The organism is Geodermatophilus dictyosporus, assembly GCF_900115505.1.
Classification (GTDB): Bacteria; Actinomycetota; Actinomycetes; order Mycobacteriales; family Geodermatophilaceae; genus Geodermatophilus; species Geodermatophilus dictyosporus.
In genome coordinates this window covers 166,004-189,930 of the sequence record NZ_FOWQ01000008.1, presented here as the reverse complement: position 1 = coordinate 189,930, position 23,927 = coordinate 166,004, and the positions used below count along the sequence as shown (strand labels likewise).

At 76.0% G+C, this 23,927-nt stretch carries 21 protein-coding genes; 11 read left to right on the top strand and 10 right to left on the bottom strand.

The features are described 5' to 3' along the window. Positions 1-109: 109 nt before the first annotated feature. Positions 110-829 carry a cache domain-containing protein gene (locus tag BMZ33_RS18290; protein ID WP_091114193.1) on the bottom strand — a complete coding sequence of 240 codons (720 nt, stop codon included), beginning with the start codon at positions 827-829 and terminating at the stop codon, positions 110-112. Continuing rightward, a complete protein-coding gene (locus tag BMZ33_RS18285; protein ID WP_091114189.1) occupies positions 826-1,605 on the bottom strand; it encodes a FadR/GntR family transcriptional regulator in 780 nt (259 codons plus the stop codon). Before BMZ33_RS18285 ends, BMZ33_RS18290 begins: the two co-directional genes overlap by 4 nt. 128 nt (positions 1,606-1,733) lie before the next feature. Here BMZ33_RS18285 and BMZ33_RS18280 point away from each other — a divergent pair, with 128 nt between their 5' ends. Genes BMZ33_RS18280 through BMZ33_RS18265 form a run of 4 tightly spaced genes read left to right on the top strand, consistent with a single transcriptional unit; the run spans position 1,734 to position 6,654 of the window. Then, a complete protein-coding gene (locus BMZ33_RS18280; protein WP_169064533.1) occupies positions 1,734-3,230 on the top strand; it encodes a (Fe-S)-binding protein in 1,497 nt (498 codons plus the stop codon). 2 nt (positions 3,231-3,232) lie between these two features. Next, positions 3,233-4,819 (top strand): FAD-binding oxidoreductase, encoded by a 1,587-nt coding sequence (locus BMZ33_RS18275; RefSeq protein ID WP_091114509.1) that lies wholly within the window; start codon positions 3,233-3,235, stop codon positions 4,817-4,819. Further along, positions 4,806-5,168, top strand: a complete 363-nt coding sequence (locus BMZ33_RS18270) for a hypothetical protein (protein ID WP_169064532.1) — start codon at positions 4,806-4,808, stop codon at positions 5,166-5,168. Before BMZ33_RS18275 ends, BMZ33_RS18270 begins: the two co-directional genes overlap by 14 nt. A gap of 40 nt (positions 5,169-5,208) precedes the next feature. Continuing rightward, a complete protein-coding gene (locus BMZ33_RS18265; RefSeq protein WP_091114185.1) occupies positions 5,209-6,654 on the top strand; it encodes a gamma-aminobutyraldehyde dehydrogenase in 1,446 nt (481 codons plus the stop codon). Positions 6,655-6,709: 55 nt separating this feature from the next. Here the strand turns inward: BMZ33_RS18265 and BMZ33_RS18260 are convergent, their stop codons facing one another. Next, complete coding sequence (locus BMZ33_RS18260) at positions 6,710-7,156, bottom strand: ester cyclase (protein WP_091114181.1); 447 nt, start codon at positions 7,154-7,156, stop codon at positions 6,710-6,712. A gap of 140 nt (positions 7,157-7,296) precedes the next feature. Continuing rightward, positions 7,297-8,730 carry an aldehyde dehydrogenase family protein gene (locus BMZ33_RS18255; RefSeq protein WP_091114179.1) on the bottom strand — a complete coding sequence of 478 codons (1,434 nt, stop codon included), beginning with the start codon at positions 8,728-8,730 and terminating at the stop codon, positions 7,297-7,299. Positions 8,731-9,011: 281 nt separating this feature from the next. Between BMZ33_RS18255 and BMZ33_RS18250 the strand changes: the two genes are divergently transcribed. Further along, positions 9,012-10,364, top strand: coding sequence for an MFS transporter (locus tag BMZ33_RS18250; protein WP_091114176.1), 1,353 nt, complete (start codon positions 9,012-9,014; stop codon positions 10,362-10,364). On the opposite strand, the gene BMZ33_RS18245 is transcribed toward BMZ33_RS18250, so the two are convergent. Beyond that, on the bottom strand, positions 10,330-12,234 hold the full coding sequence (locus tag BMZ33_RS18245; protein ID WP_091114172.1) for a helix-turn-helix domain-containing protein: 1,905 nt from the start codon (positions 12,232-12,234) through the stop codon (positions 10,330-10,332). The genes BMZ33_RS18250 and BMZ33_RS18245 overlap by 35 nt on opposite strands. Positions 12,235-12,340: 106 nt before the next feature. Here BMZ33_RS18245 and BMZ33_RS18240 point away from each other — a divergent pair, with 106 nt between their 5' ends. After that, complete coding sequence (locus tag BMZ33_RS18240; RefSeq protein ID WP_091114169.1) at positions 12,341-13,747, top strand: FAD-binding oxidoreductase; 1,407 nt, start codon at positions 12,341-12,343, stop codon at positions 13,745-13,747. A 9-nt stretch (positions 13,748-13,756) separates the two neighbouring features. Here the strand turns inward: BMZ33_RS18240 and BMZ33_RS23500 are convergent, their stop codons facing one another. Next, positions 13,757-14,203: a MarR family transcriptional regulator gene (locus BMZ33_RS23500; protein ID WP_169064531.1), complete on the bottom strand. Its 447-nt coding sequence runs from the start codon at positions 14,201-14,203 to the stop codon at positions 13,757-13,759. A gap of 56 nt (positions 14,204-14,259) precedes the next feature. On the opposite strand from BMZ33_RS23500, the gene BMZ33_RS24545 reads away from it, so the two are divergent. The 5 genes from BMZ33_RS24545 to BMZ33_RS18210 are packed head-to-tail and all read left to right on the top strand — an operon-like array spanning position 14,260 to position 16,473. Then, complete coding sequence (locus BMZ33_RS24545; protein WP_091114166.1) at positions 14,260-14,670, top strand: NAD(P)H-binding protein; 411 nt, start codon at positions 14,260-14,262, stop codon at positions 14,668-14,670. Then, positions 14,558-14,890 carry an NAD(P)H-binding protein gene (locus BMZ33_RS24540; RefSeq protein ID WP_091114164.1) on the top strand — a complete coding sequence of 111 codons (333 nt, stop codon included), beginning with the start codon at positions 14,558-14,560 and terminating at the stop codon, positions 14,888-14,890. The genes BMZ33_RS24545 and BMZ33_RS24540 overlap by 113 nt, the downstream gene beginning before the upstream one ends. Continuing rightward, positions 14,887-15,201 (top strand): NAD(P)H-binding protein, encoded by a 315-nt coding sequence (locus tag BMZ33_RS18220; protein WP_091114160.1) that lies wholly within the window; start codon positions 14,887-14,889, stop codon positions 15,199-15,201. The genes BMZ33_RS24540 and BMZ33_RS18220 overlap by 4 nt, the downstream gene beginning before the upstream one ends. Beyond that, a complete protein-coding gene (locus BMZ33_RS18215; protein WP_091114156.1) occupies positions 15,153-15,515 on the top strand; it encodes a Rossmann-fold NAD(P)-binding domain-containing protein in 363 nt (120 codons plus the stop codon). Before BMZ33_RS18220 ends, BMZ33_RS18215 begins: the two co-directional genes overlap by 49 nt. 46 nt (positions 15,516-15,561) lie before the next feature. Further along, entirely contained in the window at positions 15,562-16,473 is a 912-nt protein-coding gene (locus BMZ33_RS18210) for a LysR family transcriptional regulator (protein ID WP_091114152.1), read from the top strand. A gap of 8 nt (positions 16,474-16,481) precedes the next feature. Here the strand turns inward: BMZ33_RS18210 and BMZ33_RS18205 are convergent, their stop codons facing one another. Genes BMZ33_RS18205 through BMZ33_RS18190 form a run of 4 tightly spaced genes read right to left on the bottom strand, consistent with a single transcriptional unit; the run spans position 16,482 to position 23,810 of the window. After that, the gene (locus BMZ33_RS18205; RefSeq protein ID WP_169064530.1) at positions 16,482-17,924 is read right to left on the bottom strand and encodes an ATP-binding protein; all 1,443 of its coding nucleotides are present in this window, start codon (positions 17,922-17,924) and stop codon (positions 16,482-16,484) included. Continuing rightward, positions 17,921-19,615 (bottom strand): NAD(P)/FAD-dependent oxidoreductase, encoded by a 1,695-nt coding sequence (locus tag BMZ33_RS18200; protein ID WP_091114148.1) that lies wholly within the window; start codon positions 19,613-19,615, stop codon positions 17,921-17,923. The genes BMZ33_RS18205 and BMZ33_RS18200 overlap by 4 nt, the downstream gene beginning before the upstream one ends. Next, positions 19,612-22,293: a Na+/H+ antiporter NhaA gene (nhaA, locus tag BMZ33_RS18195; protein WP_169064529.1), complete on the bottom strand. Its 2,682-nt coding sequence runs from the start codon at positions 22,291-22,293 to the stop codon at positions 19,612-19,614. The genes BMZ33_RS18200 and nhaA overlap by 4 nt, the downstream gene beginning before the upstream one ends. Further along, the gene (locus BMZ33_RS18190; protein WP_169064528.1) at positions 22,290-23,810 is read right to left on the bottom strand and encodes an MFS transporter; all 1,521 of its coding nucleotides are present in this window, start codon (positions 23,808-23,810) and stop codon (positions 22,290-22,292) included. Before BMZ33_RS18190 ends, nhaA begins: the two co-directional genes overlap by 4 nt. Between the last annotated feature and the right edge of the window lie 117 nt (positions 23,811-23,927).

Here is a 23,927-nt window from a genome sequence, read left to right as displayed (position 1 = left end):
GTACCCCAGGCCACAAGGTCGGCGGAAAACCTATAGAGCCAGAGTTCACAGGACAAGACGTCCGGCGTCGTTTCCTCCTCCGGGGCTCGTGACCGGGGCCCCGGCGCCGTCAGCCGGCGAGCAGGCGCCCGTGGCGGACGGGCAGCAGCCGCCAGGGGACGCCGGCGATCGGGGCCCCCTGCCCGGCGGCCCCGGCGTCCGGGGTCAGCAGGCTCCCCACCAGGAACCGGGGGGCGGTCGAGAGGACCACCCGCCCCTCGTCGTTGAGCAGCACGAACGGCGCGGGCAGCGGCCCGAGGGCCTCGAGCAGGGAGGTCTCGAAGCGGCGCACCGGGACGTCCGCACCCGCCACGCCGACGAAGCCGCTCCCGGCGACGACCGGCTCGGTCAGCGTCAGCACGTAGCGCCCGGTGCCGTGGACGTCGACGTGCGGACCGAAGGCGTGCCGGCGCCCGGTCCGGCGGGGGACGTCGTACCACTCGGTGGTGGTGTAGTCGTAGTAGCCCAGGCTCGCCGGCCGCAGGTCCGGCTCGAGGGTGTGCAGCCGGCCGCCGTCCGGCTCGGCCTGCCACCACTCCAGCCGCTGCCGCAGGCCCTCCTCCGGCCGGGGCGCCACGACCAGGCCCAGCCCGACGGCGAGCTGCCCGGGCTCGCGCAGCAGCTGCGCGACGCCGTCGGGCAGGACCCACCTGCCCGCCGGCAGCCCGTCCCGCTCGACCGCGTGCAACACCGCGTCCCGGACGCGGGCGACCGTGACGAACACCCGCTCGACGAGGCCGGACACCGCGGCGGCGGCCTGCGCGACCTCCGCCCCTCCCCCGCCGGTCACGAGACCTCCCGGTGGTCGGCGACCGCGCCCACCCCGCCCAGGCGCTGCAGCCGCAGCTCGATCGCCCAGACCGTGCGGGTCTCGACGTGCGCCTCGGTGAGGGCGCGGGCGCGGGCGGCGTCCCGGTCCTCGATCGCGTCGATCACGGCCCGGTGGCCGGCGACCATGACGTCGAGCAGCCCCGGGGCGTGCGCCGGCGGCCACGGCAGCTGGCCCAGCTCCAGGTGCAGGTCCATCTCCTGCATGGTCAGGCGCACCGACTGGGCACAGGCGGCCAGCTCGATGTAGTACCGGCCGTCGGTGCGCCGCTGGCCGGTCACCGACCCGGCCGAGGCCAGCCGGTCGACGATGTCGCGCAGGCGGGCGATCTCCGTCCGGGAGGCACGCGAGGCCGCGAGGCGGGCCGCGGCCGCCGCGACCGCACTGTGCACGTCGCCGAGCTCGCGCAGGTCCGTGGTCCCCAGCTCGGCCAGCCGCGCGTCGGCGAGCTCGGCGAGGACGTCGTCGCGCGAGCGCACGAAGCTGCCGCCCCCGCGCCCCCGGCGGGTCTCGACCAGCCCGAGCTTGCGCAGCTCGGCCAGCGCCTCCCGCAGGGTGACCGTCGAGACGTTGAGCATCGTGGCCAGGTCGGCCTCGGTGGGCAGCTGCTCGCCGTCGGCCAGCAGGCCCAGCGCGACGGCGCTGCCGACCCGCCGGACGACCGCCTCGCTGCGCAGCGCACCGTCGTCGAGCGGGGCGAAGACGGCGCGCCGGGCGTCACCGCTGAGCAGTTGCACCGTCGCCTCCTGTGACCGGGGGTGACCACAGTGTCGCACCGATGATCCACCGGCTTAACCGTTGATTCCATAGGTTTTAGCGGATAGCGTGTCCCGGACCCCAGCCACCCTGTGACGAGGAGCACGCAGTGACACAGGTCCAGCCCGAGCGGGCGCCCGGGGCAGACGCCCTCTCGGAGCCGTTCACCCCGGGCGCTCCGTCCAACGCGCCGGAGCTCGCGGACTACCCGGAGACCCTCGCCGGGCCGATCCCCGCGCCGGTCAGCGACCCGAAGACCGCCGCCTTCGTCGAGCAGTGGCGCAACACGTCGTACAACTGCTTCTCCTCGGGCCACAAGTTCTGCCGCGAGGTCTGCCCGGTCACCCAGGTGGAGCGCAACGAGTCGTGGACCCCGACGGCGTTCCACGCCAACGTCGTCGCCATGGAGCGCGGCGAGCTCGAGATCGCCGACATCGCCGCCGACTACGTCAACTGCACGCAGTGCGGCGCCTGCGAGCTCCGGTGTCCCAACACGCTGTTCACCGGCGACTTCTACCGGTTCCGCACCCGCACGGTCGACGTCGTCAAGGCGGTGCGCTCGCTCGCGGTCGAGAGCGGTGTGCACCAGCCGAGCTGGCAGATCTGGAACGAGCGCACCGACCTGCGCACGCACGAGCCGGTGCTGGGCGAGACGCCGGTCAGCCAGGAGAAGGTGCGCGACTGGGCCGAGGGCCTGGACATCCCCATCGGCGGGGAGACCGTCCTGTTCGTCGACTGCGAGGCCGCCTTCTACCGGACCTCCGTGCCGCGCGCGGTGGCGCAGATGCTGCAGATGGCCGGCTACGAGTTCGGCCTGATGGGCGAGCAGTGGTGCTGCGGCGGCCCGGCCGCCGAGATGGGCTACGCCGAGCAGGCCCAGCGCTTCGCCCGGCACAACCTGGACAACTGGCGGGCCACGGGCACCAAGCGGCTGCTCGTGCTCGACCCGCACGACTACATCAGCTTCACCGAGGACTACCCCAAGTACTTCGGCGAGGAGTTCGACATCGAGGTCGTCCTCGTCATCGAGGTGCTGGCCCAGCTGCTGCGCGAGGGGAAGCTCACCCCGTCGGTGCCGGTGGACCGGGCGATCACGTACCACGACCCGTGCCGGCTCAACAAGCGCAAGGGCATCTGGCAGGAGCCGCGCGAGCTGCTGCGGGCCATCCCCGGCCTGCACTTCCAGGACGTCGACCGGGTCACCCAGTGGTCCTACTGCTCCGGCGGCGGGGGCGGCCTGCCCATCGAGAAGCCCGAGCTCACCGCCAAGATCAGCGCGATGCGCCTGGAGCGGGCCGCCGAGCTCGACGTCGACACGCTGGTCAGCGCCTGCCCGTGGTCGGAGCGGCCGCTGTCGGAGGCCGGCGACGCGCAGGACATCGACGTCGTCGACCTGCACGAGCTGTTCGCCCAGTCGCTCGGCATCACGGTCGGTGGCTCCCGCGGCGACGTCGGCGACCGCCGGCTGGCCCAGGAGCGCACCGGCGTCCCCGGCCGCGCCCGGCGGGCCCACGGCAGCTCCCGCGGTGGCTGCGGCGGTGGCGGTGGCGGCTGCGGCGGCGGGTGCGGCAACGGTTCCGGCGGCTGCGGGTGCGGGGGGCACTGACCATGACCCTGATCGAGAACTCGACCGGACCGACGGCGGAGGTGCTGGGCACCGCACCGTTCACGCGCGAGCCGCTGGGTGAGTCGGAGCTCGCCACCCTCGTGGCGGCACTCCGGCCGGTGCTGGGCGACGACCAGATCCTGCTGGCCAAGACCGACCGCTACAACCGCGCCCGGGTGCCCGCGCCGTTCCCCGTGCACCGCTGGTCGGAGCGGGTGCCCGACGTGGTCGTCATGCCCACCTCCACCGAGCAGGTGGCCGCGGTGGTCAAGATCGCCAACGACCTGCGGATCCCCGTCGTCCCGCGCGACGGCGGCACCGGCCTGACCGACGGCGCGGTGCCCATGCGGCGCGGCATCGTCGTCGACGTCAAGAAGATGAACCAGATCCACGAGCTGGACCTGGTCAACCGCACCGTCACCGTCGGCACGGGCATCAGCATGATGAAGCTCAACGAGCGGCTGGCCCAGCACGGCCTGTTCTACCCCGACGACCCGGCGTCCTACCCGTGCTCGCTGGTCGGCGGGCGGATCGGCACCAGCGGCTGGTCGCTGATCGGCTCGCGGTACGGGCACACCCGCGACCTGGTGCTGAGCTTCGACCACGTGCTGCCCACCGGCGAGGTGCTGCACGTCGGCGACGGCATCGGCCAGAAGATCAGCAAGAGCTCCAGCGGCTACCAGCTCAAGCACCTGTTCATGGGGCACCAGGGCACCCTCGGCATCGCGACGAAGGCGACGCTGAAGCTGTTCCCCAAGCCGGAGGCCGAGCTCTCGCCGTTCTGGGCGTTCGACAACTACGAGGACGCCCACGCCTGCACCGGCGCGCTCGCGCGGGCCGGCGTGGCCACCTTCGCCGGCGCGGTGCTCTTCGACGAGCACAAGGTCGCCTACCTGCGCCGCGACGACGAGGCCTACATCCCCCAGCCCACCGACGTGCGGGCCCTCGTCTGCTCGGTCATGTACGGCTACGAGGACGAGGTCCGGGCGGGCGGCAAGCGGCTGTTCCGGATCGCGAAGGAGCACGGCGCCCGCTACCTGGGCGACGAGATCTCCGAGGGCGACTGGGCCGCGCGGCACGACCGCTACGCCACCCCCCTGCACGGCCGCACCAAGGACGGCCAGGTCATCCCGATGTCCTGGCACTGCGAGGACGCCGCGGTCAACTTCTCCAACGTGCCGGCGGTGAGCCGGGCGTGGCACGAGATCCTGGCCGACCTGCGCCGCAAGACCGACGTCTTCGACGACTGGGGGATGTTCGCCTACACCTCGGCCAGCACCGGGGTCGACTACCTCACCGAGATCGACGTCGGCATCTGGGAGCAGCGCCTCGACGACGCCGCCTGGGCGGCCTGGGTGCAGGCCAAGCGGGACATCGCCGCGGTCGCGATCGCGCACGGCGGCTCGATGAGCGCCTGCCACGGGTCGTGCCGCGAGGGCGAGGTCGACCTGGTGCCGCAGGAGCTGGGCAAGGGCTTCGACGTGATGCTCGAGGTGAAGCGGGCGCTGGACCCCAACAACGTGATGAACCCGGGCAAGTACCTGCTCGACCGGGCCTACGGGAGGGACACGACCGATGAGAACCGATGACCAGCCCACCGGCCCGGCGGCCACGGCCCCGTACCGCTTCGCCGAGCAGCACACCCCCCCGGCCCCGCTGCGGGCCAGCGAGGTGGCGCAGACGACCTTCGAGCACGTCTACGAGGTCGACCCGCGGCTGATGCAGGAGCACGTGCTGCAGCAGGTGTTCCCCAACTGGGACACGCTGCGGATCATGCGCAGCCGGCACGACCACCTGGCGTGGATGCACCGGCACTTCGCGGAGAGGGTGGTGACCGGGTCCGAGCTCCTGGCGGAGGTCGAGGCGGAGGCCGCGCTGCGGGATCCGCAGTCCGGCACCCCCGCTACTGGATCGATCAGTGGCGACGGTGCACGATGACGACGGGATCAGCACCACTGTCGAACGAGAGGGACCTGCGGTGAGCGAGAAGCTCGAGCTGCGCAACTTCGTCGGCGGCGAGCACGTCGAGGTCACCGACGGCCGCCGGATGGACCTGGTGGACCCCTCCACCGGAGAGGTGTTCGCCTCCGCGCCGGTGTCGGGCGCCGAGGACGTCGACCGCGCCTACCGGGTCGCCGCCGACGCCTTCGAGACCTGGCGGGACACCACCCCGTCGGAGCGGCAGCGGGCGCTGCTGCGGCTGGCCGACCTCGTCGAGGAGCACGGCGACGAGCTGGTGGCGCTGGAGAGCCGCAACACCGGCAAGCCGATCGGGCTGACCGCCTCGGAGGAGATCCCCCCGATGGTCGACCAGATCCGCTTCTTCGCCGGCGCCGCCCGGACCCTCGAGGGCAAGGCGGCGACCGAGTACCTGGCCGGGCACACGTCCTGGATCCGGCGCGAGCCGATCGGCGTCGTCGGGCAGGTCACGCCGTGGAACTACCCGATGATGATGGCGGTCTGGAAGATCGCCCCGGCCCTCGCCGCGGGCAACACCGTCGTCCTCAAGCCGTCGGACACCACCCCGGTGAGCACGCTGCGGCTGGCCGAGCTGGCCGCGGAGGCCTTCCCGGCCGGCGTGCTCAACGTCGTCTGCGGCGACCGCGACACCGGCCGCGCCCTGGTCGAGCACCCGACGCCGCAGCTGGTGGCCATCACCGGGTCGGTGCGGGCCGGCATGGAGGTCGCCGGCGCCGCGGCCAAGGACGTCAAGCGGGTGCACCTCGAGCTCGGCGGCAAGGCGCCGGTCGTCGTCTTCGACGACGCCGACCTCGAGGCCGCCGCCGAGGCGATCGCCGTCGCCGGCTACTTCAACGCCGGGCAGGACTGCACCGCCGCCTCCCGCGTGCTGGCCGGCCCGGGCATCCACGACGACTTCGTCGCCGCGCTGTCCGAGCAGGCCCGCGCCACGGCCACCACCTTCGAGAAGGGCGCCGAGGACGCCGACGCCCTGGTGCCGCCGGTGAACAACGCCAACCAGCTGGCGCACGTCACCGGCTTCCTCGACCGGCTGCCCGGCCACGCCGAGGTCACCGCGGGCGGCCGCCGCCAGGGCGACCGCGGCTTCTTCGTCGAGCCGACCGTCGTCGCGGGCCTGCGGCAGGACGACGAGATCGTGCAGCGGGAGGTCTTCGGCCCGGTCATCTCCGTGCAGCGCTTCACCGACGAGGACGAGGCGGTGCGCTGGGCCAACGGCGTGGACCTGGGGCTGGCGTCCAGCGTGTGGACGAAGGACTTCGGCCGCGCGATGCGGATGAGCAAGCGGCTGGACTTCGGCTGCGTGTGGATCAACACCCACATCCCGCTGGTCGCCGAGATGCCGCACGGCGGGTTCAAGCACTCCGGCTACGGCAAGGACCTCTCGCTCTACGGCCTGGAGGACTACACCCGCGTCAAGCACGTCATGGCCAACATCGACAGCTGACCTCCGCCCGCCCGAGAACGCGCCGAGCGCCCCCTCCCCGCGCGGGAGGGGGCGCTCAGCGCGTCCCGGGAGCGACCAGGCGGACGGCGTCCAGCGCGGCGAGGGCCCCGAGCTCGTCGGCGACCATCCAGATGTCGCTGATCCGGCCGTCGGTCAGCGTCAGCACGTCGATGACGCGCAGCTGCAGCTCCCGGCCGGTCGGCGGCAGTGGTCCGGCCGACGTCTCGTACGCGCCGACCTGCCGGCCGCCCATCCGGAAGGCGACGGCCACGCGGTCACCGTCCTCGACGACGGCGACCACCTCCCGCCCGACCGTCTCGAAGGTCCCCTGGACCGCACGGGCGCGGGCGACCAGGTCGGCGGCGGACAGCTCCCGGCCGTTGACGGTGACCGGGTCGGTGTAGACCGCGCGGAAGGCCGCCTCCGCAGCGGGCCCGTCCGGCAGCGGCTCACTCCACAGCCGCAGGAGGCGCTCGACGTCGAAGGTGGCGGCAGCAGCCATCGCCCCAGCGTGGCCCTCCGGGGGCACCGCCACCAGGAGGTGGGGAACGCAGAGCGGGGCCCCGGTCCGGTCGGACCGGGGCCCCGCCGCCTCCCGTCCGCCCCGAGGTCGTCAGGGGCGGCCGGGGATCCCGGGCGGCCCTAGACCGCGATGCCGGTGAGGACGAGGACGCGCTCCTCGGTGAGGTCCTCCATCGCCGCGTGCACGCCCTCGCGTCCGGTGCCGGAGTCCTTCACGCCGCCGTAGGGCATCTGGTCGGCGCGGAAGCTCGGCACGTCGCCCACGACCACGCCGCCGACCTCGAGCACCTGCGCGGCGCGGAAGGCCACCTGCAGGTCGCGGGTGAACACGCCGGCCTGCAGCCCGAAGCGGCTGTCGTTGACCCGCGCGAACGCCTCGTCCACCGAGTCCACGGTGTCCAGGACGACGACCGGCCCGAACACCTCCTCGCAGGACACCTTCGCCCCGGCCGGGACGTCGGTGAGCACGGTCGGCGCGTAGGAGGCGCCCTCGCGGCTGCCACCGGTGAGCACGCGGGCGCCGGCGGCCACGGCCTCCTGCACCCACTCCTCGACCCGGCGGGCGGCGCGCTCGTCGATCAGCGGGCCGACGTCGGTGGCGTCGTCGGTCGGGTCGCCGGTGACGAGCTTGCCGACGGCCTCGACCACCCGTGCGGTCAGCGCCCCGGCGACGGCGCGGTGGGCGAACACCCGCTGCACCGAGATGCACGACTGCCCGGCCTGGTACATCGCGAACGTGGCGATGCGCGAGGCGGCCCAGTCCAGCGCCGCGTCGTCCTGGTCGGGGGCGACGACGGCCGCGGCGTTGCCCCCCAGCTCGAGGGTGACGTGCTTGCGCGGCGCCGACTCGCGGATCGACCAGCCCACCGGCACCGAGCCGGTGAAGGAGACGACCGGCAGCCGGGGGTCCTGCACCAGCGCGGCGGCGACCTCGTTGGGCACCGGCAGCACCGACCAGGCCCCGGCCGGCAGGTCGGTCTCGGCCAACAGCTCGCCGAGCAGCAGCGCCGTCAGCGGCGTGGCCGGCGCGGGCTTGAGCACGATCGGCGCACCGACGGCGATCGCGGGGGCCACCTTGTGGGCGACCAGGTTGAGCGGGAAGTTGAACGGTGCGATGCCCAGCACCGGGCCGCGCGGCACCCGCCGGACCAGGGCCAGCCGGCCGGAGGCGGCCGGGTCGGTGTCCAGCCGCTGCAGGCTCCCCGACCAGCGCCGCGCCTCCTCGGCGCCCCAGCGGAACGTCGAGACCGCGCGGGCCACCTCGAGCCGCGCCCACTTCAGCGGCTTGCCCGACTCGGCGGTGATCAGCGCCGCGACCTCCTCGCTGCGCTCGACCAGCCGGCGGGAGACGGAGTCGAGGGCGGCGGCGCGCACGTGCGCCGGGGTCGCGGCGAGCTCCGCGCGCACCCGGTCGGCGGCGGCCACGGCGGCCTCGACGTCCTCGGCGGTCGCGGTGGTCGTCGCGCCGGCGAGGGCGCCGTCGTGGGGCGAGCGGACCTCGAGCACCTCGGTGCCGGTGGCCGGCCGGCCGGCGACCCAGTAGGGGGTGGACATGCGCGCCTCCTCGGGAGTGGGAACCGGTCCCGAGCGTGGTGGACGGCGCGGCCGGAGACGAGGCTCCGCTCCGTCCACCCCAGGCCCGCCGGGACGCCGTCCCGGCACGCCGCCGGTGCGCCGGCCCCCCGGCGCCACGGACCGGCGCTACGGAGACGTGCTCCACCGCGGCGGTCCAGCAGGGGAGGAGTCCTCCCTGCCGGGTCCGGGCGCGACCTCCCTACCGTGGCGTGGGCCACACGCCGGCCCACCGCGCACGGACGTCGTCGTCAGGAGGAGCCGTGGCCCACCCCGTTGCCGACCCGGTCGGGAGGAGCGCGCTGCGCAAGGTCGCGTGGCGGCTGGTCCCCTTCCTCGGGCTGCTGTACTTCGTCAACTACCTCGACCGCACCAACATCGGCTTCGCCAAGCTGACGATGAGCGAGGACCTCGGGCTCACCGAGACGATGTTCGGCCTGGCCTCGGGGCTGTTCTTCATCGGCTACCTGTTCTTCGAGGTGCCGAGCAACCTGGCACTGCACCGCTTCGGCGCCCGCCGCTGGATCGCCCGGATCATGGTCAGCTGGGGCGTCGTCGCCAGCGCTATGGCCTTCGTGCAGTCGGCCGGCTGGCTGTACGCGCTGCGGGTGCTGCTCGGCATCGCCGAGGCGGGCTTCTTCCCGGGCGTCCTGCTCTACCTGACCTGGTGGCTGCCGCGCGCCCAGCGGGTGCAGCTGATCGGCGCCTTCCTGGTCGCGGTGCCGCTGTCCTCGGCGCTGGGCGCCCCGCTGTCGGGCGCGATCATCCAGTACGCCGACGGGCTGTTCGGCCTGGAGGGCTGGCGGGTGATGTTCCTCGTCGAGGGCCTGCCCGCGGTGCTGCTCGGCGTGGCCTGCTGGTTCTACCTGGCCGACCGCCCCGCGGACGCCCGCTGGCTGACCCCCGAGGAGCGCGGCTGGCTGGACCGGACCATCGCCGCCGAGGGCGAGGCCGGGCACCGCGAGGCCTCCCCGTGGCGGGCGATGGCCAGCCCGCGGGTGGTCGCTCTCGGCTTCGTCTACTTCGGCGTCGTCTACGGGCTCTACGCGGTGTCGTTCTTCCTGCCGACCGTGGTGGCCGGCTTCGCCGAGCGCTTCGACGCCACCTACTCGATCTTCGAGACCGGCGCGATCGTGGCCGTCCCGTTCCTGGCCGGCGCCGTCACGATGGTGCTGTGGAGCCGGCACTCCGACCGGACCGGCGAGCGCCGCTGGCACCTGGCGCTGCCCGCGGCCCTGGGCGGGGTCACCATCCCGGTGGCGCTCCACCTCGACTCGCCCTTCACCGTCATGGCCGTCATCACGCTGACGGCGGTCGGCATCTGCTGTGCGCTGCCGGTCTTCTGGCACTTCCCGCCGCTGCTGCTCACCGGCGCGGGCGCCGCCGCGGGCATCGCGCTGATCAACTCCCTCGGCAACACCGCCGGCTTCGCCGCGCCCTACATCACCGGCTGGATCTCCGACGCCACCGGCAGCATCCGGCCGGCGCTGTGGCTGGTGGGCCTCGCCATGCTGCTGTCGGCCGTCGGCATCCTCCTGCTCTCCCGCTCCCGGGCCGGCGCGGACGGCGGGCCGGCCGGGGTCAGTCGGGAGGCAGTGCGCCCAGCAGGTCGTTGAGCCGGAAGGCGAGCTGCAGGTCGAGCACCCGGCCGGGGTCGCGCCAGCCCTCGCCGAGGAGCTCGGTCGCCCGGTCCAGCCGCTGGTAGAGCGTGTTGGCGTGCACGTGCAGCGCCGCGCAGGTGCGGGCGTGGTGCTGTGCCTGCGCCAGGTAGACCTGCACCGTCCGCGCCAGGTCGCGGCCGCGCTGCTCGTCGTGGCGCAGCAGCGGCCCGAGCGTGGCACCGACGAACGCCCGCACGTCGCCCCGGCCGGCGTGGCTGAACAGCCCCCGGTACACCCCGACCTCCTCCGCGGAGGCCACCGCGGTGGACCGGCCGAGGGCCACCAGCAGGCGGGCGGTCTGGCGGGCGGCCCGGTGCGCGGAGCGGACGGCGGCCACGCCGCCGGCGCACGGTGCGATCCCGACCGCGGCCGGCAGCGCGTCCGGGGGCAGCTCGCGCAGCCGGTCGCGGACCTCCGACGCCGGGGTCGCGGCCACCAGGACGACGACCTCGCCCCCGTGCTCGGCGGTCCAGCCCCCGACCGCGGCCGTGACCCGGGCGGCCAGCGCCCGCGGCGTCCGCTCGCCGCCGTCCCCGGGCACGAGCACCAGCACCGCGGTGACCGCACCGACGTCGAGGCGCGCCGCCGTCGCCGAGCGCCGCAGGCCCGCCTCGTCGCCGTCGGAGGTGAGCAGGGCGTGCACGAGCTCGCCGCGCGCCCGCAGCTCCGCCTCGGCGAGCAGCCGCTGCTGGGTCACCACGAGCGCCACCGAGACCGCGCCGGTGCGCAGCAGCGCGGCGTCCTCCTCGTCGGGCGGCCGCGGCCCGGCGGTGCCCAGGCAGCCGGCGGGCCCGTCGCGCAGGACCACCGGGGCCATGGTGACCCAGCCCGCGCCCGCCGGCCGGCTGCCGGGCCGGTCGCCGTCCGGGCCACCCGGCAGTTCCGTGGCCGCGGCCGCCAGCTCCGGCGGCGCCGCGGGCAGCGCCGGGTCCAGCGGGCGGCCGTCCGGGCCGAGGACGTGCACCGGGCGGCCGACGGCCCGCGCGATGCGCTCCCCGACCTCGCGCAGCCCGGCACCCCGCACGACCAGCCGGCCGAGGTCCTCGCGCAGCTCGGCCTCGCGGGCCCGCGAGCCGACGGCCCGGCGCAGCGTCGCGTTGGCCGCCTGCAGCTCCTCCCGCGCCCGGCGCTGCTCGTCGAACAGCTGGGCGTTGCGCAGCGCGGCGGCGGCGTGCGCGGCCAGGCCGGCGAGCAGCTCGACGTCGGAGGGCCCGAACCGCCGCGGTCGCCGGTCGGCGGCCAGCAGCACGCCGAGGGTGTCCTCCCCCACCTGCAGCGGCACGCCGAGGATGCCGCCCAGCTGCTCGCTCACCGCGGCGCCGTCCACCGTGCCGACGTGGCCGAGGCCGGTGTCCTCGAGGTAGGACTCGCTCCACCGCGGCCGCCCGGTGCGCAGCACCTCCCCGCCGAGCCCCTGCCCCTCGTGCAGCTCGATGCCCCGCAGCGCCGAGCCCATCGACCCGTCGACCACCTCGATGCGCAGGGTCGCGCTGCCGCCCTCGCGCACCATGATGTAGGCGAGGTCGACGCCGAGCAGCTGCCGCGACTGGGCCGCCACCTCGTGCAGCAGGCCGGCGGTGTCCCGCAGCGAGGCCAGCCGGCGGGCGAGGTCGTTGAGCACCCGCAGCTCGCGGGCGTGCCGGCGCTGCTCGGCCAGCCGCTGGTGCAGCACGGCCGCCAGTGCGGCGTCCCGCTCGACGGTGCCGCGCCCGGCGGCGGGCACCAGCCCGGCGAGCGCGCGGCGGTGGGCGTCGAGCGCGGCGCGCGAGGCGTCGTCGACCAGCAGCCGCAGCCAGCCGGTCTCGGGGGTCTCGACGTCGGCCACCCCGCCATCGTGGACCGGCGGGTGGAGGACGGCACCCGGTCCCGGGCCCCGGTGTGGACACCTCCTCCATGGGCACCGGCCGGGCGCCGACGCTTCACTGTGGGGTGTGACACAGGCTCCCGAGAGGACGTCGGCCGTCGTGACGGCGCTGCTCGACGCACTGCCCGCCGACCGCGTCCTGGCCGACGGCGACGTCGTCGGCTCCTACGTGCACGACGAGGCCGAGTGGGCGCCGCACGGGACGCCCGCGGCCGTCGTCCGGCCCCGCTCCACCGCCGAGGTGCAGGCCGTGGTCCGCGCCTGCCTGGCACACCGGACGCCGGTGGTGCCGCGCGGCGCGGGCACGGGGCTGTCCGGTGGGGCCAACGCCGTCGACGGGTGCGTGGTGCTCTCCACCGAGCACCTGCGCGACGTCGTGGCGATCGACCCGGTCGAGCGCTACGCGGTGGTGCAGCCCGGCGTGGTCAACGACGACCTGAGGGCCGCCTGCGCCGAGCAGGGCCTGTGGTACCCGCCGGACCCGGCGAGTTCCCCGTGGTCGACCATCGGCGGCAACGTGGCCACCAACGCCGGCGGCGTGTGCTGCGTGAAGTACGGCGTCACCCGCGACTACGTGCTCGAGCTCGAGGTGGTCAACGGCCTGGGCGAGGTGGTGCGGCTGGGCCGGCGGACGGCGAAGGGCGTCGTCGGCTACGACATGGTCGGGCTGCTGGTCGGTTCCGAGGGCACCCTCGGCGTGGTCACCGAGGTGACCGTGCGGCTGCGGCCGGCGCGGGCGCCGGAGCGCACCGTCGTCGGCTACTTCGACTCCGTCGTCGCCGCCGGCCGCGCGGTGGAGGCGGTCGGTGCGGCGGGGGTGACGCCCTCGGCGCTGGAACTGGTCGACCGCCACTGCCTGGCCGCCGTCGACGAGTGGAAGAACACGGGCGTGTCGGTCGACGCCGCGGTGGTGCTGCTCGGCCGCACCGACGCCCCCGGCCCGGCCGGCGACGCCGAGGCCGAGGCGATGCTGCGCTGCTTCGAGCTCGGCGGCGCCACCTGGGCCGCGGCGTCCACCGACCCGGCCGAGGCCGAGGCGCTGTTCGCCGCCCGCCGCCTGGCCTACCCGGCGCTGGAGCGGCTGGGCCCGCTGCTGACCGAGGACGTGTGCGTGCCCAAGGCCGCCGTCCCGGAGATGCTGGCCCGCATCGAGGCCGCCGCCGTCCGCAACGACGTGCTCATCGCCAACATCGCGCACGCGGGCGACGGCAACCTGCACCCGCTGCTCATCACCCCGCCCGGCGACGCCGCGGCGCGGGCGCGGGCGCAGGTCGCGTTCGGCGAGATCATGCGCGACGCGGTGGCGCTGGGCGGGACGGTGACCGGCGAGCACGGCGTCGGCCTGCTCAAGCGCGACGGGCTGGCCCTCGAGCTGGCCCCCGAGGTGGTGGCCATGCAGCGCGCGGTCAAGGCCGCCCTCGACCCGCACGGGATCCTCAACCCACGGAAGGTGTTCCCGGAGCCGGCGGCCTGAGCCCGGCGGTCAGCCGACCTCGTCGCCGGACGCGGCGGGCGGCGAGGCCGGCAGGTCGAGGGGGGCGGCGAGCAGGCGGCGCAGGCCGGCCGCCCGCTCCCCCAGCCCGGCCTCCAGGGCGGCCAGGACGGCGCCCGCGTCGGCGGCCAGGTCGCGGCCGGTGGAGGTGCGGCGCACCAGCCGGCCCCGGCGGCGCGCGGGGTCGGCGACCACCTCGAGCAGCCCCAGGCGGGTCAGCCCGGCGACGAGGTCCTGGGCGGCCTGCCGCGTGCTGCCCAGCCGGCGGGCGAGCTCGGCCGGCGGGGTGCCGTCAGGGTCGAGGAAGGCGAAGACCAGCGACTGCGCCCCCGACAGCCGCGGCCAGCCGCGGGCGGCGAGCTCCTCGCGCAGCGCGGCGTCGAGCTGGCGGCTGGCCATCAGCAGCAGCGCGGCCAGGGGCGGTGCTCCGCTCGACACGGCGTCAGGTTACCTGACACTCTGGTGTCAGGGAACCTGACAATCGGGAGGAGCGGATGATGCGCGTGGTGGTGCTCGGTGCGGCCGGCGGGGTGGGCCGCGCGGCGGTCCGGCTGGCCGGTGAGCGCGGGCACGCGGTGCTCGCGGTGGCCCGCACCCCCGTCGGCGACGGCACGGCGGAGGAGCTGGCCGGCGACGTCCGGGACGCCGGGCTGCTGGCGCGGGCGGTGGCCGGGGCGGACGCCGTGCTGTGGTGCGTGGGCGTGACCCGCCGGTCGGGCGGCGACGTCGGGCGGACGGCGCTGCCACTGCTGGTGTCCGCGATGACCGGGGCGGGGGTGCACCGGTTCGTCGGTGTCTCCGGCGCCGGCGCGGACCTGCCCGGCGACCGCAAGGGCCCGGGCCCGCCTCGTCTCCGGGCTCACCCACCGGCTGGCCCGCGACCTGGTCGCGGACAAGGAGGGTGAGCACGCCGTCCTCGCCACCTCCCCGCTGGACTGGACCCAGGTGCGCCCGCCCCGGCTCGTCGACCGGCCCGGCACCGGGCGCTACCGGCTCACCGACGCCGCGCCGGGCCTGCGCGCGGCGCCGGTGGCGAAGGCCGACGTCGCGCTGGCGGTGGTCGAGCTCGCCGAGGGCCGGGAGTGGCTGCACGCGGCCCCCTTCGTCGTCGCGGCGGGCCGGTGACCGTCCTCGTCGCCGGCGCCACGGGCACGGTCGGCAGCGAGGTGGTGCGCCGGCTGGCCGCGGCCGGCGCCGGTCTGCGTGCCGGCGCGCGGGACCCGCACCGGGCGGCCGCGCTGCTCCCCGCCGGGAGGCCGGTGACCCGCCTGGACCTGGAGGACGGCGCGACCTGGCCCGCGGCCCTCGCCGGCGTCCGGCGGCTGTTCCTGCTGCGCCCGCCCGACGTGGCGCGGGCCCCCGGCTGCAGCCGTTCCTGGACGCCGTCGTGGCCGCCGGGGTGGAGCACGTCGTGGTGCTCTCGGTGCAGGCGCTGACCGGGCCCGGTCACGAGCGCCGGGCCTACGAGCTGACCGGGTCGGAGGCACCCACGTGGTCGGAGGTCGCGGCCACGCTCTCGGCCGTGCTCGGCCGCCCGGTCGTCCACCGGCACCCCGGCGCCCTGGCCTTCCGCCGGCGGGCACGGCGCACCGGCACCCCGGGCGGGCTGGCCGTCGTCATGACCGTCCTGTACACGGTCACCCGGCTGGGGCTGGCCGACCGGACCACCGGCGACCTGGGCCACCTGCTCGGCCGCTCGCCGACGACGCTGCGCCGGTTCGCCGAGGAGCACGCCGACGCCTGGCGGTGAGCGGCTGGCCCTGCACACCGGGCGCCCGCAGTGGTAGCCATGGCCCATGGACGTGCACGTGCGCGACCTCCGCTACTTCCTGGCCGTCGCCGACGAGCTGCACTTCACGCGCGCCGCGCAGCGCCTGTTCGTCTCACAGCCGGCGCTGAGCCGCCAGATCCGGGCGCTGGAGCAGAGCCTGCGGACCCCGCTGTTCGTGCGCGGCCCGGGCGGGGTGGCGCTGACGGCAGCGGGCCGGCTGCTGCAGGACCACGCGCTGCGCGTCGTGGCCGCCTGGGACGAGGCGCAGGCGGCCGTCGCCGAGGCCGTGGCCGCGCGGTCCACCGTCCTGGTCGCCGGGCTGACGATCAGCGTCGGGCGCGGCCTGCTGCCGGTGGCGACCCGCGCCTTCCAGGAGCGCCACCCCGCCGTGCGGGTGGAGCTGCGCCAGGTCGGCTTCGGCGACGCCACGGTGGGCCTGGCCGACGGCGACGCCGACGTCGCGTTCTGCTGGCTGCCCCTGCCCGGCGACGCGGGCGTGCGGCACCGGGTGCTGTTCACCGAGCCGCGGCTGGTCGCCCTCCCCGTCGGCCACCGGCTCACCACGCGCACCGAGGTGACCGTCGAGGACCTGCTCGACGAGCCGTTCCTCGCCATCCCGGAGTCGGCCGGGCCGCTGCGGTCCTTCTGGCTCGGCGAGGACGCGCGCGGCGGGCGACCGGCGCGCGTCGCCGCCGTGGTGCACGGCCCCGAGGAGGTGGTCGAGGCACTCGGCCGCGGCCTGGGGGTGGCGCTGATCAGCGGGGGCAACGCGGAGATCTACCGCCGCCCGGAGTTCGTCGTCCGGCCGGTGCGGGGCCTGGCCCCGGCCCACCTGGCCGTCGCCTGGCGGGAGGGCGACGGCCGCGCGCAGGTGCACGACTTCGTGCGCAGCTGCACGGCGGCCGCGGCGTCGGCGGCCGGCCCGGGCGCCGCCTGACCGGACGGTCACCCCGCCCTGCCGGACAGGGGCAGGCGCACCTGGAAGCGGGTGTCCCCCGGCTGCGAGCGGACCGTGATCACCCCGCCGTGCCGGACGGTGACCACGCGCCAGGCGACGTCGAGGCCCAGCCCGGTGCCCTCCCCCACCGGCTTGGTGGTGAAGAACGGCTCGAACACCCGCCGCCGCAGCTCCTCCGGGATGCCGGGGCCGGTGTCGGCCACCTCGACCAGCGCCGAGGAGCCGTCGACGGCGGTGCGCAGGGTCAGCGTGCCGCGGCCCGCCATGGCCGCCAGCGCGTTGTCGATGAGGTTGGTCCAGACCTGGTTGAGCTCGGCGGCGTGGGCCGGCACCCGCGGCAGGTCCCGGTCGTAGTCCTTGACCACCCGGATCCCGGGGCCGATCTTCGCGCCGAGGACGACGAGGGTCGCGTCGAGGCCCTCGTGCAGGTCGGCGGGCTGGTGCGGGGTGCGGTCGAGCTGGGAGTACTGCTTGGCGGCGTCGACCAGGTGCGAGATGCGCCGGGTGCTCTCGGCGACCTCGCGCAGCAGCGTCTCGGTCTCCACGGTGTAGGCCAGCCAGCGCAGCGCCGGCTCGAGGAAGTCCTCCCCGACGGTCCCGGCCACCTCCTCCAGGCAGGCGGGGTCCAGCCCGGCCGGCACGAACACCGCCGCCAGGTCCCACGGCCGGGCGATGCCGCGGTCGTCGAGCCAGTCGCCGAGCTCGTCCTCCCGGTCGGCCCGCTCGAGCGCGTCGAGCTCGCCGGTGGTGCCGATGCGGGCGACGAAGCGCTCCTGCAGGTCGGTCAGCCGGCGCAGCTGCTCGCCGTCGACCCGGCCCTCGGCGAGCAGGGCCAGCTTGTGCCGCATCCCGGCGACCCGCTCGCCCAGCGCCGCCGTGGCCCGGGACGCCGCGGCCGCGGGGTTGTTCAGCTCGTGGGTCAGCCCGGCGGTCAGCTTGCCCAGGGCCAGCAGCCGCTCGCGCTGGCCGACCAGCTCCTCGGAGTTGCGGGTGCCCAGGAAGAGCCCCTGGAGCAGGTGCACCGCCATCGGGTACCAGCGGCGGAACACCGCGGCGAACTCGGCCGCGGGCAGCGCCAGGAAGGTGCAGTCGGTGACCGCCCGGACCGTGGCCGGGTACACCTGGTCGACCTGGTCGCCCAGGTAGAACTGCACCGCCCCGCTGTAGACCCCCGGCGTGTCCGACCGCACGGTCTCGACCTCGTCGCGACCGACCCGGCGCACCATGCTCAGCGTCCCCGACAGCAGCACGTGGAAGCACTCCGCCGGCTCGCCCTCCACCGAGACGTCGCTGCCCGCGGGGAAGGACTCGACCCGGCCGGCCCGTGCCACCCAGTCCAGCTGGTCCTCGTCGAGGTCGGTGAACAGGAACAGCTCCCGCAGCCGGTCCGGTGCCAGGCGGGCGGGGGCGTCGGGGGGTGTCGCGGTCACCGCTCCTCCAGGTACCGGTGCACGAGGGTGACGGCCATGGCGCCCTCGCCGACGGCCGAGGCGACCCGCTTGACCGACTGGGCGCGCACGTCACCGGCGACGAACACCCCGGGGACGCTGGACTCCAGGAAGTAGGGGTCGCGCTGCAGCGGCCAGCCGGCGGGCCGCTGGCCGTCGACGAGCAGGTCCGGGCCGGTGGCCACGAAGCCGCGCCCGTCGCGGGCGAGCACGCCGTCGAGCCAGTCGGTGCGCGGCGCGGCGCCGATGAAGACGAACAGGTGGCCGGCCGCGACGGTGTCCACCCGGCCGGTGCGGTCGCGCAGCTCCAGCTCCTCGAGGTGCTCACCGCCCCGCGTGGCCACGACCGTGGTGCCGGTGCGGACGACGACGTTGGGCAACTGCGCCAGCTGCTCGATCAGGTAGTGCGACATCGACGCCTCCAGCGACGGCCCGCGCACCAGCAGGGTCACGCAGCTGGCGTGCCGGGAGAAGAAGACGGCGGACTGGCCGGCGGAGTTGGCGCCCCCGACGACGTACACGTGCTGCCCGGCGCAGGCGGCGGCCTCGGTGAGCGCCGAGCCGTAGTAGACGCCGCGGCCGGTGAGCGCGCCCGCGCCCTCGGCGTCGAGCTGCCGGTAGGAGACGCCGGTGGCGAGCACGACCGCGTGCGCGGCGATGCTGCCGCCGTCGGCGAAGTGCACCACCCGCGCCGAGCCCCGGGCCTCCAGCGCGCTGACGTCCCGGGTGGTGAGCACCTCGGCGCCGAAGCGGGTGGCCTGGCGGCGGGCCCGGTCGGCGAGCTGGCCGCCGGAGACGCCGTCGGGGAAGCCGAGGTAGTTCTCGATCCGGCTGCTCTGCCCGGCCTGGCCGCCGGTGGCCTGCCGCTCGACGAGCACGGTGCGCAGCCCCTCGGAGGCGCCGTAGACCGCCGCACCCAGCCCGGCCGGGCCGCCGCCGACCACGACGAGGTCGTAGAAGTCGGTGCTGGGCTCGACGGTGAGCCCGACGGCGGCGGCGAGCTGCGCCTCGGTCGGGGAGAGCACCGGCTGCCCGTCGGGCGGGACCACCACCGGGACGTCGTCCGGGCCGGCGCCGGCCGCGGCCAGCAGCCGCCGCCCCTCGGGCTCGTCGACGCTGTACCAGCGGTAGGGCACGGCGTTGCGGGCGAGGAAGTCACGGGCGGCGAACGACGGCGCCGACCACCGGTGCCCCACCAGGCGCACGTCCTGGACGGCGGTGTCGGGGCTGGCCCGCCAGGTCTCGACCATGGCGTCGACGACCGGGTAGAGCTTCTCCTCCGGCGGGTCCCAGGGCTTGAGCAGGTAGTGGTCGACGTCGACGAGGTTGATCGCCTGGATCGCGGCGTCGGTGTCGGCGTAGGCGGTGAGCAGCGCGCGCCGGGCGCGGGGCACGAGGTCCATCGCCTGCTCGAGGAACTCGATGCCGTTCATCTGCGGCATCCGGTAGTCGGCCAGCAGCACCGCGACCGGCTCGCCGCGCAGCGTCAGCTCGCGCAGCGCGGCCAGCCCCTCCTCGCCGGAGGAGGCCCGGACGACGCGGTGGTCCCCGCCGTAGCGGCGGCGCAGGTCGCGGGCGACGGCGCGGGAGACGTTGGGGTCGTCGTCCACGGTGAGCAGCACCGGCCGGGCCGGGCGGCCGGGCCGGGCGGGGACGTCGGGGGTCTCGGTCACGGGCCCTCCTGGACGGCCGGCTCGGGCGGGGCGCCGGCCGGCGCGTCGGCGAGCGCGGCCAGCTCGGCGGGGGTCGGGCGGCGCAGCACCCGCTCGGAGCGCCACACGACCACGGGCAGGTCCTCCTCAGTGACGTCGAGGTCGGCGAGCAGCGCGGCGACGTCGTCCTCCGTCTCCACGTCGACGACGACGGCGCTGAGGCCCCGCTCCTCCGCGGAGCGCCGCAGCAGGTCGGTCTCCGGGGACGCGCCGCTGGTCACGATCCGGACGTCGGCGGCCAGCGCCAGCAGCATCGAGCGGCGGATGAGGAAGGCGCGCAGCACGGTCTCCTTGAGCGCGCGGTCCTCGGCGAAGACCAGCCGGGCCTGCGCGTCGGGGACGGTGACGACCTCGGCCGGCTGCAGCACCACGGCGGTGAGGAAGACCGGGCGGTCGCTGAAGAGGTCCAGCTCGCCGAGGAAGCGCCGCGCGCCGTGCACCGAGACGACCCGCTGGTCGGGGTGGCCGTGGTGCTCGACCACGGCGACCAGGCCCGACAGCACGACCTGCAGGTCGTAGCCGGGGTCGCCCTCGCGGAACAGCGTCTCCCCGGGCGCCCACGTGCGGCGGGTGCCGTACCGCTCCAGGAGCGCCAGCTGCTCGTCGGGCAGGCGCGGGAAGGCGCCGTGCCGGTCGGGCGTCTCCTCGAGGTCGGCCGGCAGCGGGACCGGCGTGGTCCCCGGCCCGGCCTCCGGGTCGCGCCGCCGGGGACCCAGCGCCGGCAGCACCGGGCTCGCGGCTCCCCCGCGGGGCTCCGGGAGCGCGCCGTCCCAGCCCGCGTCCGCCAGCAGCGCGGCGGCCAGCGAGTCGGCGTCGTAGGGCCCGGTGTGCCGGCGCCCGCCGACGAAGAAGGTGGGCGTGCCCTCGACTCCGCTGGCCTCGGCCGACTCGACGTCCTGCTGCACCCGCCGGGCGTACCGGCCCGAGCCGAGGTCGCGGGAGAAGCGCACGACGTCGAGGCCGACGGCGGCGGCGTGCTCGAGCAGGTCGCCGGCGGTGAGCCGGTCCTGCTCGGCGAAGAGCCGGTCGTGCAGCTCCCAGAAGCGGCCCTGGGCGGCGGCGGCCTCGGCCGCCTCCGCGGCCAGCCGGGCGTGGGGGTGGACGTCGGCCAGCGGCACGTGCCGGAACACGTAGCGCAGCCGGTCGCCGAACCGCTCCCGCAGCTCCTCGACCGCGCCGGTGGCCCGGCCGCAGAACGGGCACTCGAAGTCGCCGTACTCGACGAGGGTGAGCGGCGCGTCGACCGGTCCCCGCACGTGGTCGCGGTCGGGGTCGACGGGCGGCTCGAGCAGCACCGGCCGGCCGGTGCCGGCGGGGCGGCGGCGGTCGGCGAGGCGGAACAGCGCCCAGCCGAGCAGCGCAGCCAGCACCGAGGCGGCCAGGACGCCGACCCGCGCCTGGTCGGCGGCCCGCTGGTCGGCGTCGTCGAAGGCGAGGTCGACGATGAACAGCGAGATGGTGAAGCCGATGCCCGACAGCGCGGCGCCGCCGGCCAGCTGCGCCGCGGTGAGCCCCGGGGCGAGCCGGCCGAGGCCCAGCCGGACCGCCAGGCCGGTGCCGAGCAGGATGCCGGCGAGCTTGCCGAGCACCAGCCCGGCCACCACGCCGAGCGTCACCGGCGAGGACGCCGCGGCGCGCAGGGTCTCCCCCGTGAGCGGCACGCCCGCGTTGGCCAGGGCGAACACCGGGACGATCACGAAGCTGGTCCACGGCTGCCACAGCTGCTGCAGCCGCTCGCTCGCCGACACCGACCGGTCGATCGACAGCCGCGCCGCCCGGGCGAACTGCGGGTTGGGCGACTGCTGGTAGGCCCGCACCAGGCGCGCGGCGTCGGCGACCTCGTCGCGCCGGGCCGCGTAGGCGGGGGTGAACAGCGCGATGACGACCCCGGCGAGGGTCGGGTGCACCCCTGACTCGTGCATCGCCACCCACACGCCGAGACCGAGCACCAGGTAGGCCGGGCCCCGCCACACGTTGAGGTAGCGCAGGCCGATCATCAGCGCCAGGCCCAGGACGGCCAGGCCCAGGGGCGTCAGCCGCAGGTCCTCGGTGTAGAACAGCGCGATCACGGTGAGCGCGCCGACGTCGTCGGCGATGGCGAGGGTCAGCAGGAACAGCCGCAGCTGCGCCGGGCAGGCCGGCCCCACCAGGGCGAGGACACCGAGCAGGAACGCGGTGTCGGTGGAGATGACCACCCCCCACGCCGACGCCGCCTCGTCGCCGAGGTTGAAGGCCACGTAGACCAGCGCCGGGACCACCAGGCCGGTGACGGCGGCCAGCGCCGGCACCGCGGCCCGGCGCCGGTCGGTGAGCTCGCCGATGACCAGCTCGCGCTTGATCTCCAGCCCGACGACGAAGAAGAAGAACACCATCAGGCCGTCGTTGACCCAGTGCTGCAGGTCCAGGGCCAACTCGGTGCCGCCGAACCGGACGGCGAACTCCGTGTGCCAGAAGGCCGTGTACCCCTCGCCCATCGGCGAGTTGGCCCAGACCAGCGCGAGGACGGTGGCCGCCAGCAGCAGCCCGGCGCCGCCGGCCTCGGTGCGCAGCGAGCGGCGCAGCGGCGACAGGCGCCCGAGCACCCCGCCCCGGTCGTCGGACCGGCTTGCGCCGGCCGGCTGGTCCGTGCCGGTGCTCACCGCGGACCCCCTCCGGTGCCGGGACGCGACGGGTGCAGCTGCGGCCCGGTGACGCCGCAGTGCGGGCACTCCTCGACGCGCAACCGCGCCTCCTCCGGCGGGGTCGGCGCGGGGACGTCGTCGAGCGGCCGGCGCAGCGTCGTCGCGGCCACGGCGGCCCCGGCGAGCAGCAGGCCGACGCAGATGAGCAGCGCGACCCGGAACCCGCCGGCGAAGGCCCCGGGATCGGTGTGGTCGTCGCCGCCGATCCCGGCCGCGGCGGGCACGGCGGCGACGGCGAGCAGCCCGGCGGCCCGGGCGACGGCGTTGTTCACGCCGGAGGCGGCGCCGGCGAAGCGGGCCTCCGCGGCGTCGAGCACGGTCGCGGTGAGCGGCGCGACCAGCAGGGTCAGCCCGGCGCCGAAGAGCACCGCGCCGGGCAGCACGTCGGCCCCGTAGGACGCCCCGGGCCCGATGCGCAGCATGAGCAGCAGCCCGGCGGCGGCCACCAGCGGGCCGCCGGTCAGCAGCGGCCGCGGGCCGATGCGCTGCGCGAGGGCGCCCACCCGGGCGGAGAACAGCAGCATCAGCACGGTGACCGGCAGGAGCGCGGTCCCGGCGGCGAGCGGGCTGAACCCGGACACGACCTGCAGCTGCAGGACGAGCAGCACGAACAGCACGCCGAGGGCGGCGTAGACGAGGAAGGTCACCGCGTTGGCGGCGGTGAACCGGGGGCTGGCGAACAGCGCCGGGGGCACCAGCGGGTGCGCCGACCGGCGCTGCACCGCCACGAACGCCGCGAGCGCCAGCACCCCTCCCACGGCACCGGCGGCGACGACGGCGCCCTGCCCGGGCCGGCCCGCCGTCGTCAGCGCGTAGGTCAGGGCCGCCAGGCCGGCCGCGGCCAGCACGGTCCCCGCCCAGTCCAGCCGGGGCGCGGCATCGGGGTCGCGCGTCTCGGGCACGTGCCGGGCGGCGACGAGCACGATCACCACGGCCAGCGGCAGGTTGAGCAGGAAGACCGCCCGCCAGTTCCACTCCACCAGCCAGCCGCCGAGGAAGGGCCCCACCGCGCCGGCGACCCCGCCCAGGCCCGACCACGCGCCGACCGCCGCCGCCCGGTCCTCCCCGGAGAAGGACGCCGAGATGATCGCCAGGCTGCCCGGGGTGAGCAGCGCCGCGCCGACGCCCTGCAGTGCGCGCGCGGCGACCAGCGTCCCGACGTCGGGGGCCAGCCCGCACAGCAGGGAGGCCGCGGCGAACCAGGTCACCCCGACGACGAAGACGCGGCGCCGGCCGAAGCGGTCGCTCAGCGACCCGCCGAGCAGGATCAGCGAGGCCAGGGTCAGCGTGTAGGCGTTGACCGTCCACTGCAGCCCGGTGAAGCCGGCGCCGAGGTCGGTGCCGATGCGCTCCAGGGCGACGTTGACGACCGTCGCGTCGAGCATGGCCAGGCCCGAGCCCAGGACGGTGGTGAGCAGCACCCAGCGGGCCTGTGGCGTGTGCATCCGCAGGCCCGCGGAGTCCGTCGTCGTCACCGGACCCCCTCCCACGCGACCGGTCCCCGGGCAGCCTCGTCCTCCCGGAGCGGTGCTGTCCAATAGCCCGCCCGATGACCCGTGCGCATGGCCGGTGCGCAGGGGCCGGTGCGCGGT

Bases quoted from the DNA above. Each gene is read 5' to 3' on its own strand.
- BMZ33_RS18255 (WP_091114179.1), bottom strand. From the start codon at position 8,730: ATGTCCACCCCCTACTGGGTCGCCGGCCGGCCGGCCACCGGCACCGAG.
- BMZ33_RS18270 (WP_169064532.1), top strand. From the start codon at position 4,806: ATGAGAACCGATGACCAGCCCACCGGCCCGGCGGCCACGGCCCCGTAC.
- BMZ33_RS18275 (WP_091114509.1), top strand. From the start codon at position 3,233: ATGACCCTGATCGAGAACTCGACCGGACCGACGGCGGAGGTGCTGGGC.
- BMZ33_RS18210 (WP_091114152.1), top strand. From the start codon at position 15,562: ATGGACGTGCACGTGCGCGACCTCCGCTACTTCCTGGCCGTCGCCGAC.
- BMZ33_RS18260 (WP_091114181.1), bottom strand. From the start codon at position 7,156: ATGGCTGCTGCCGCCACCTTCGACGTCGAGCGCCTCCTGCGGCTGTGG.
- BMZ33_RS24545 (WP_091114166.1), top strand. From the start codon at position 14,260: ATGATGCGCGTGGTGGTGCTCGGTGCGGCCGGCGGGGTGGGCCGCGCG.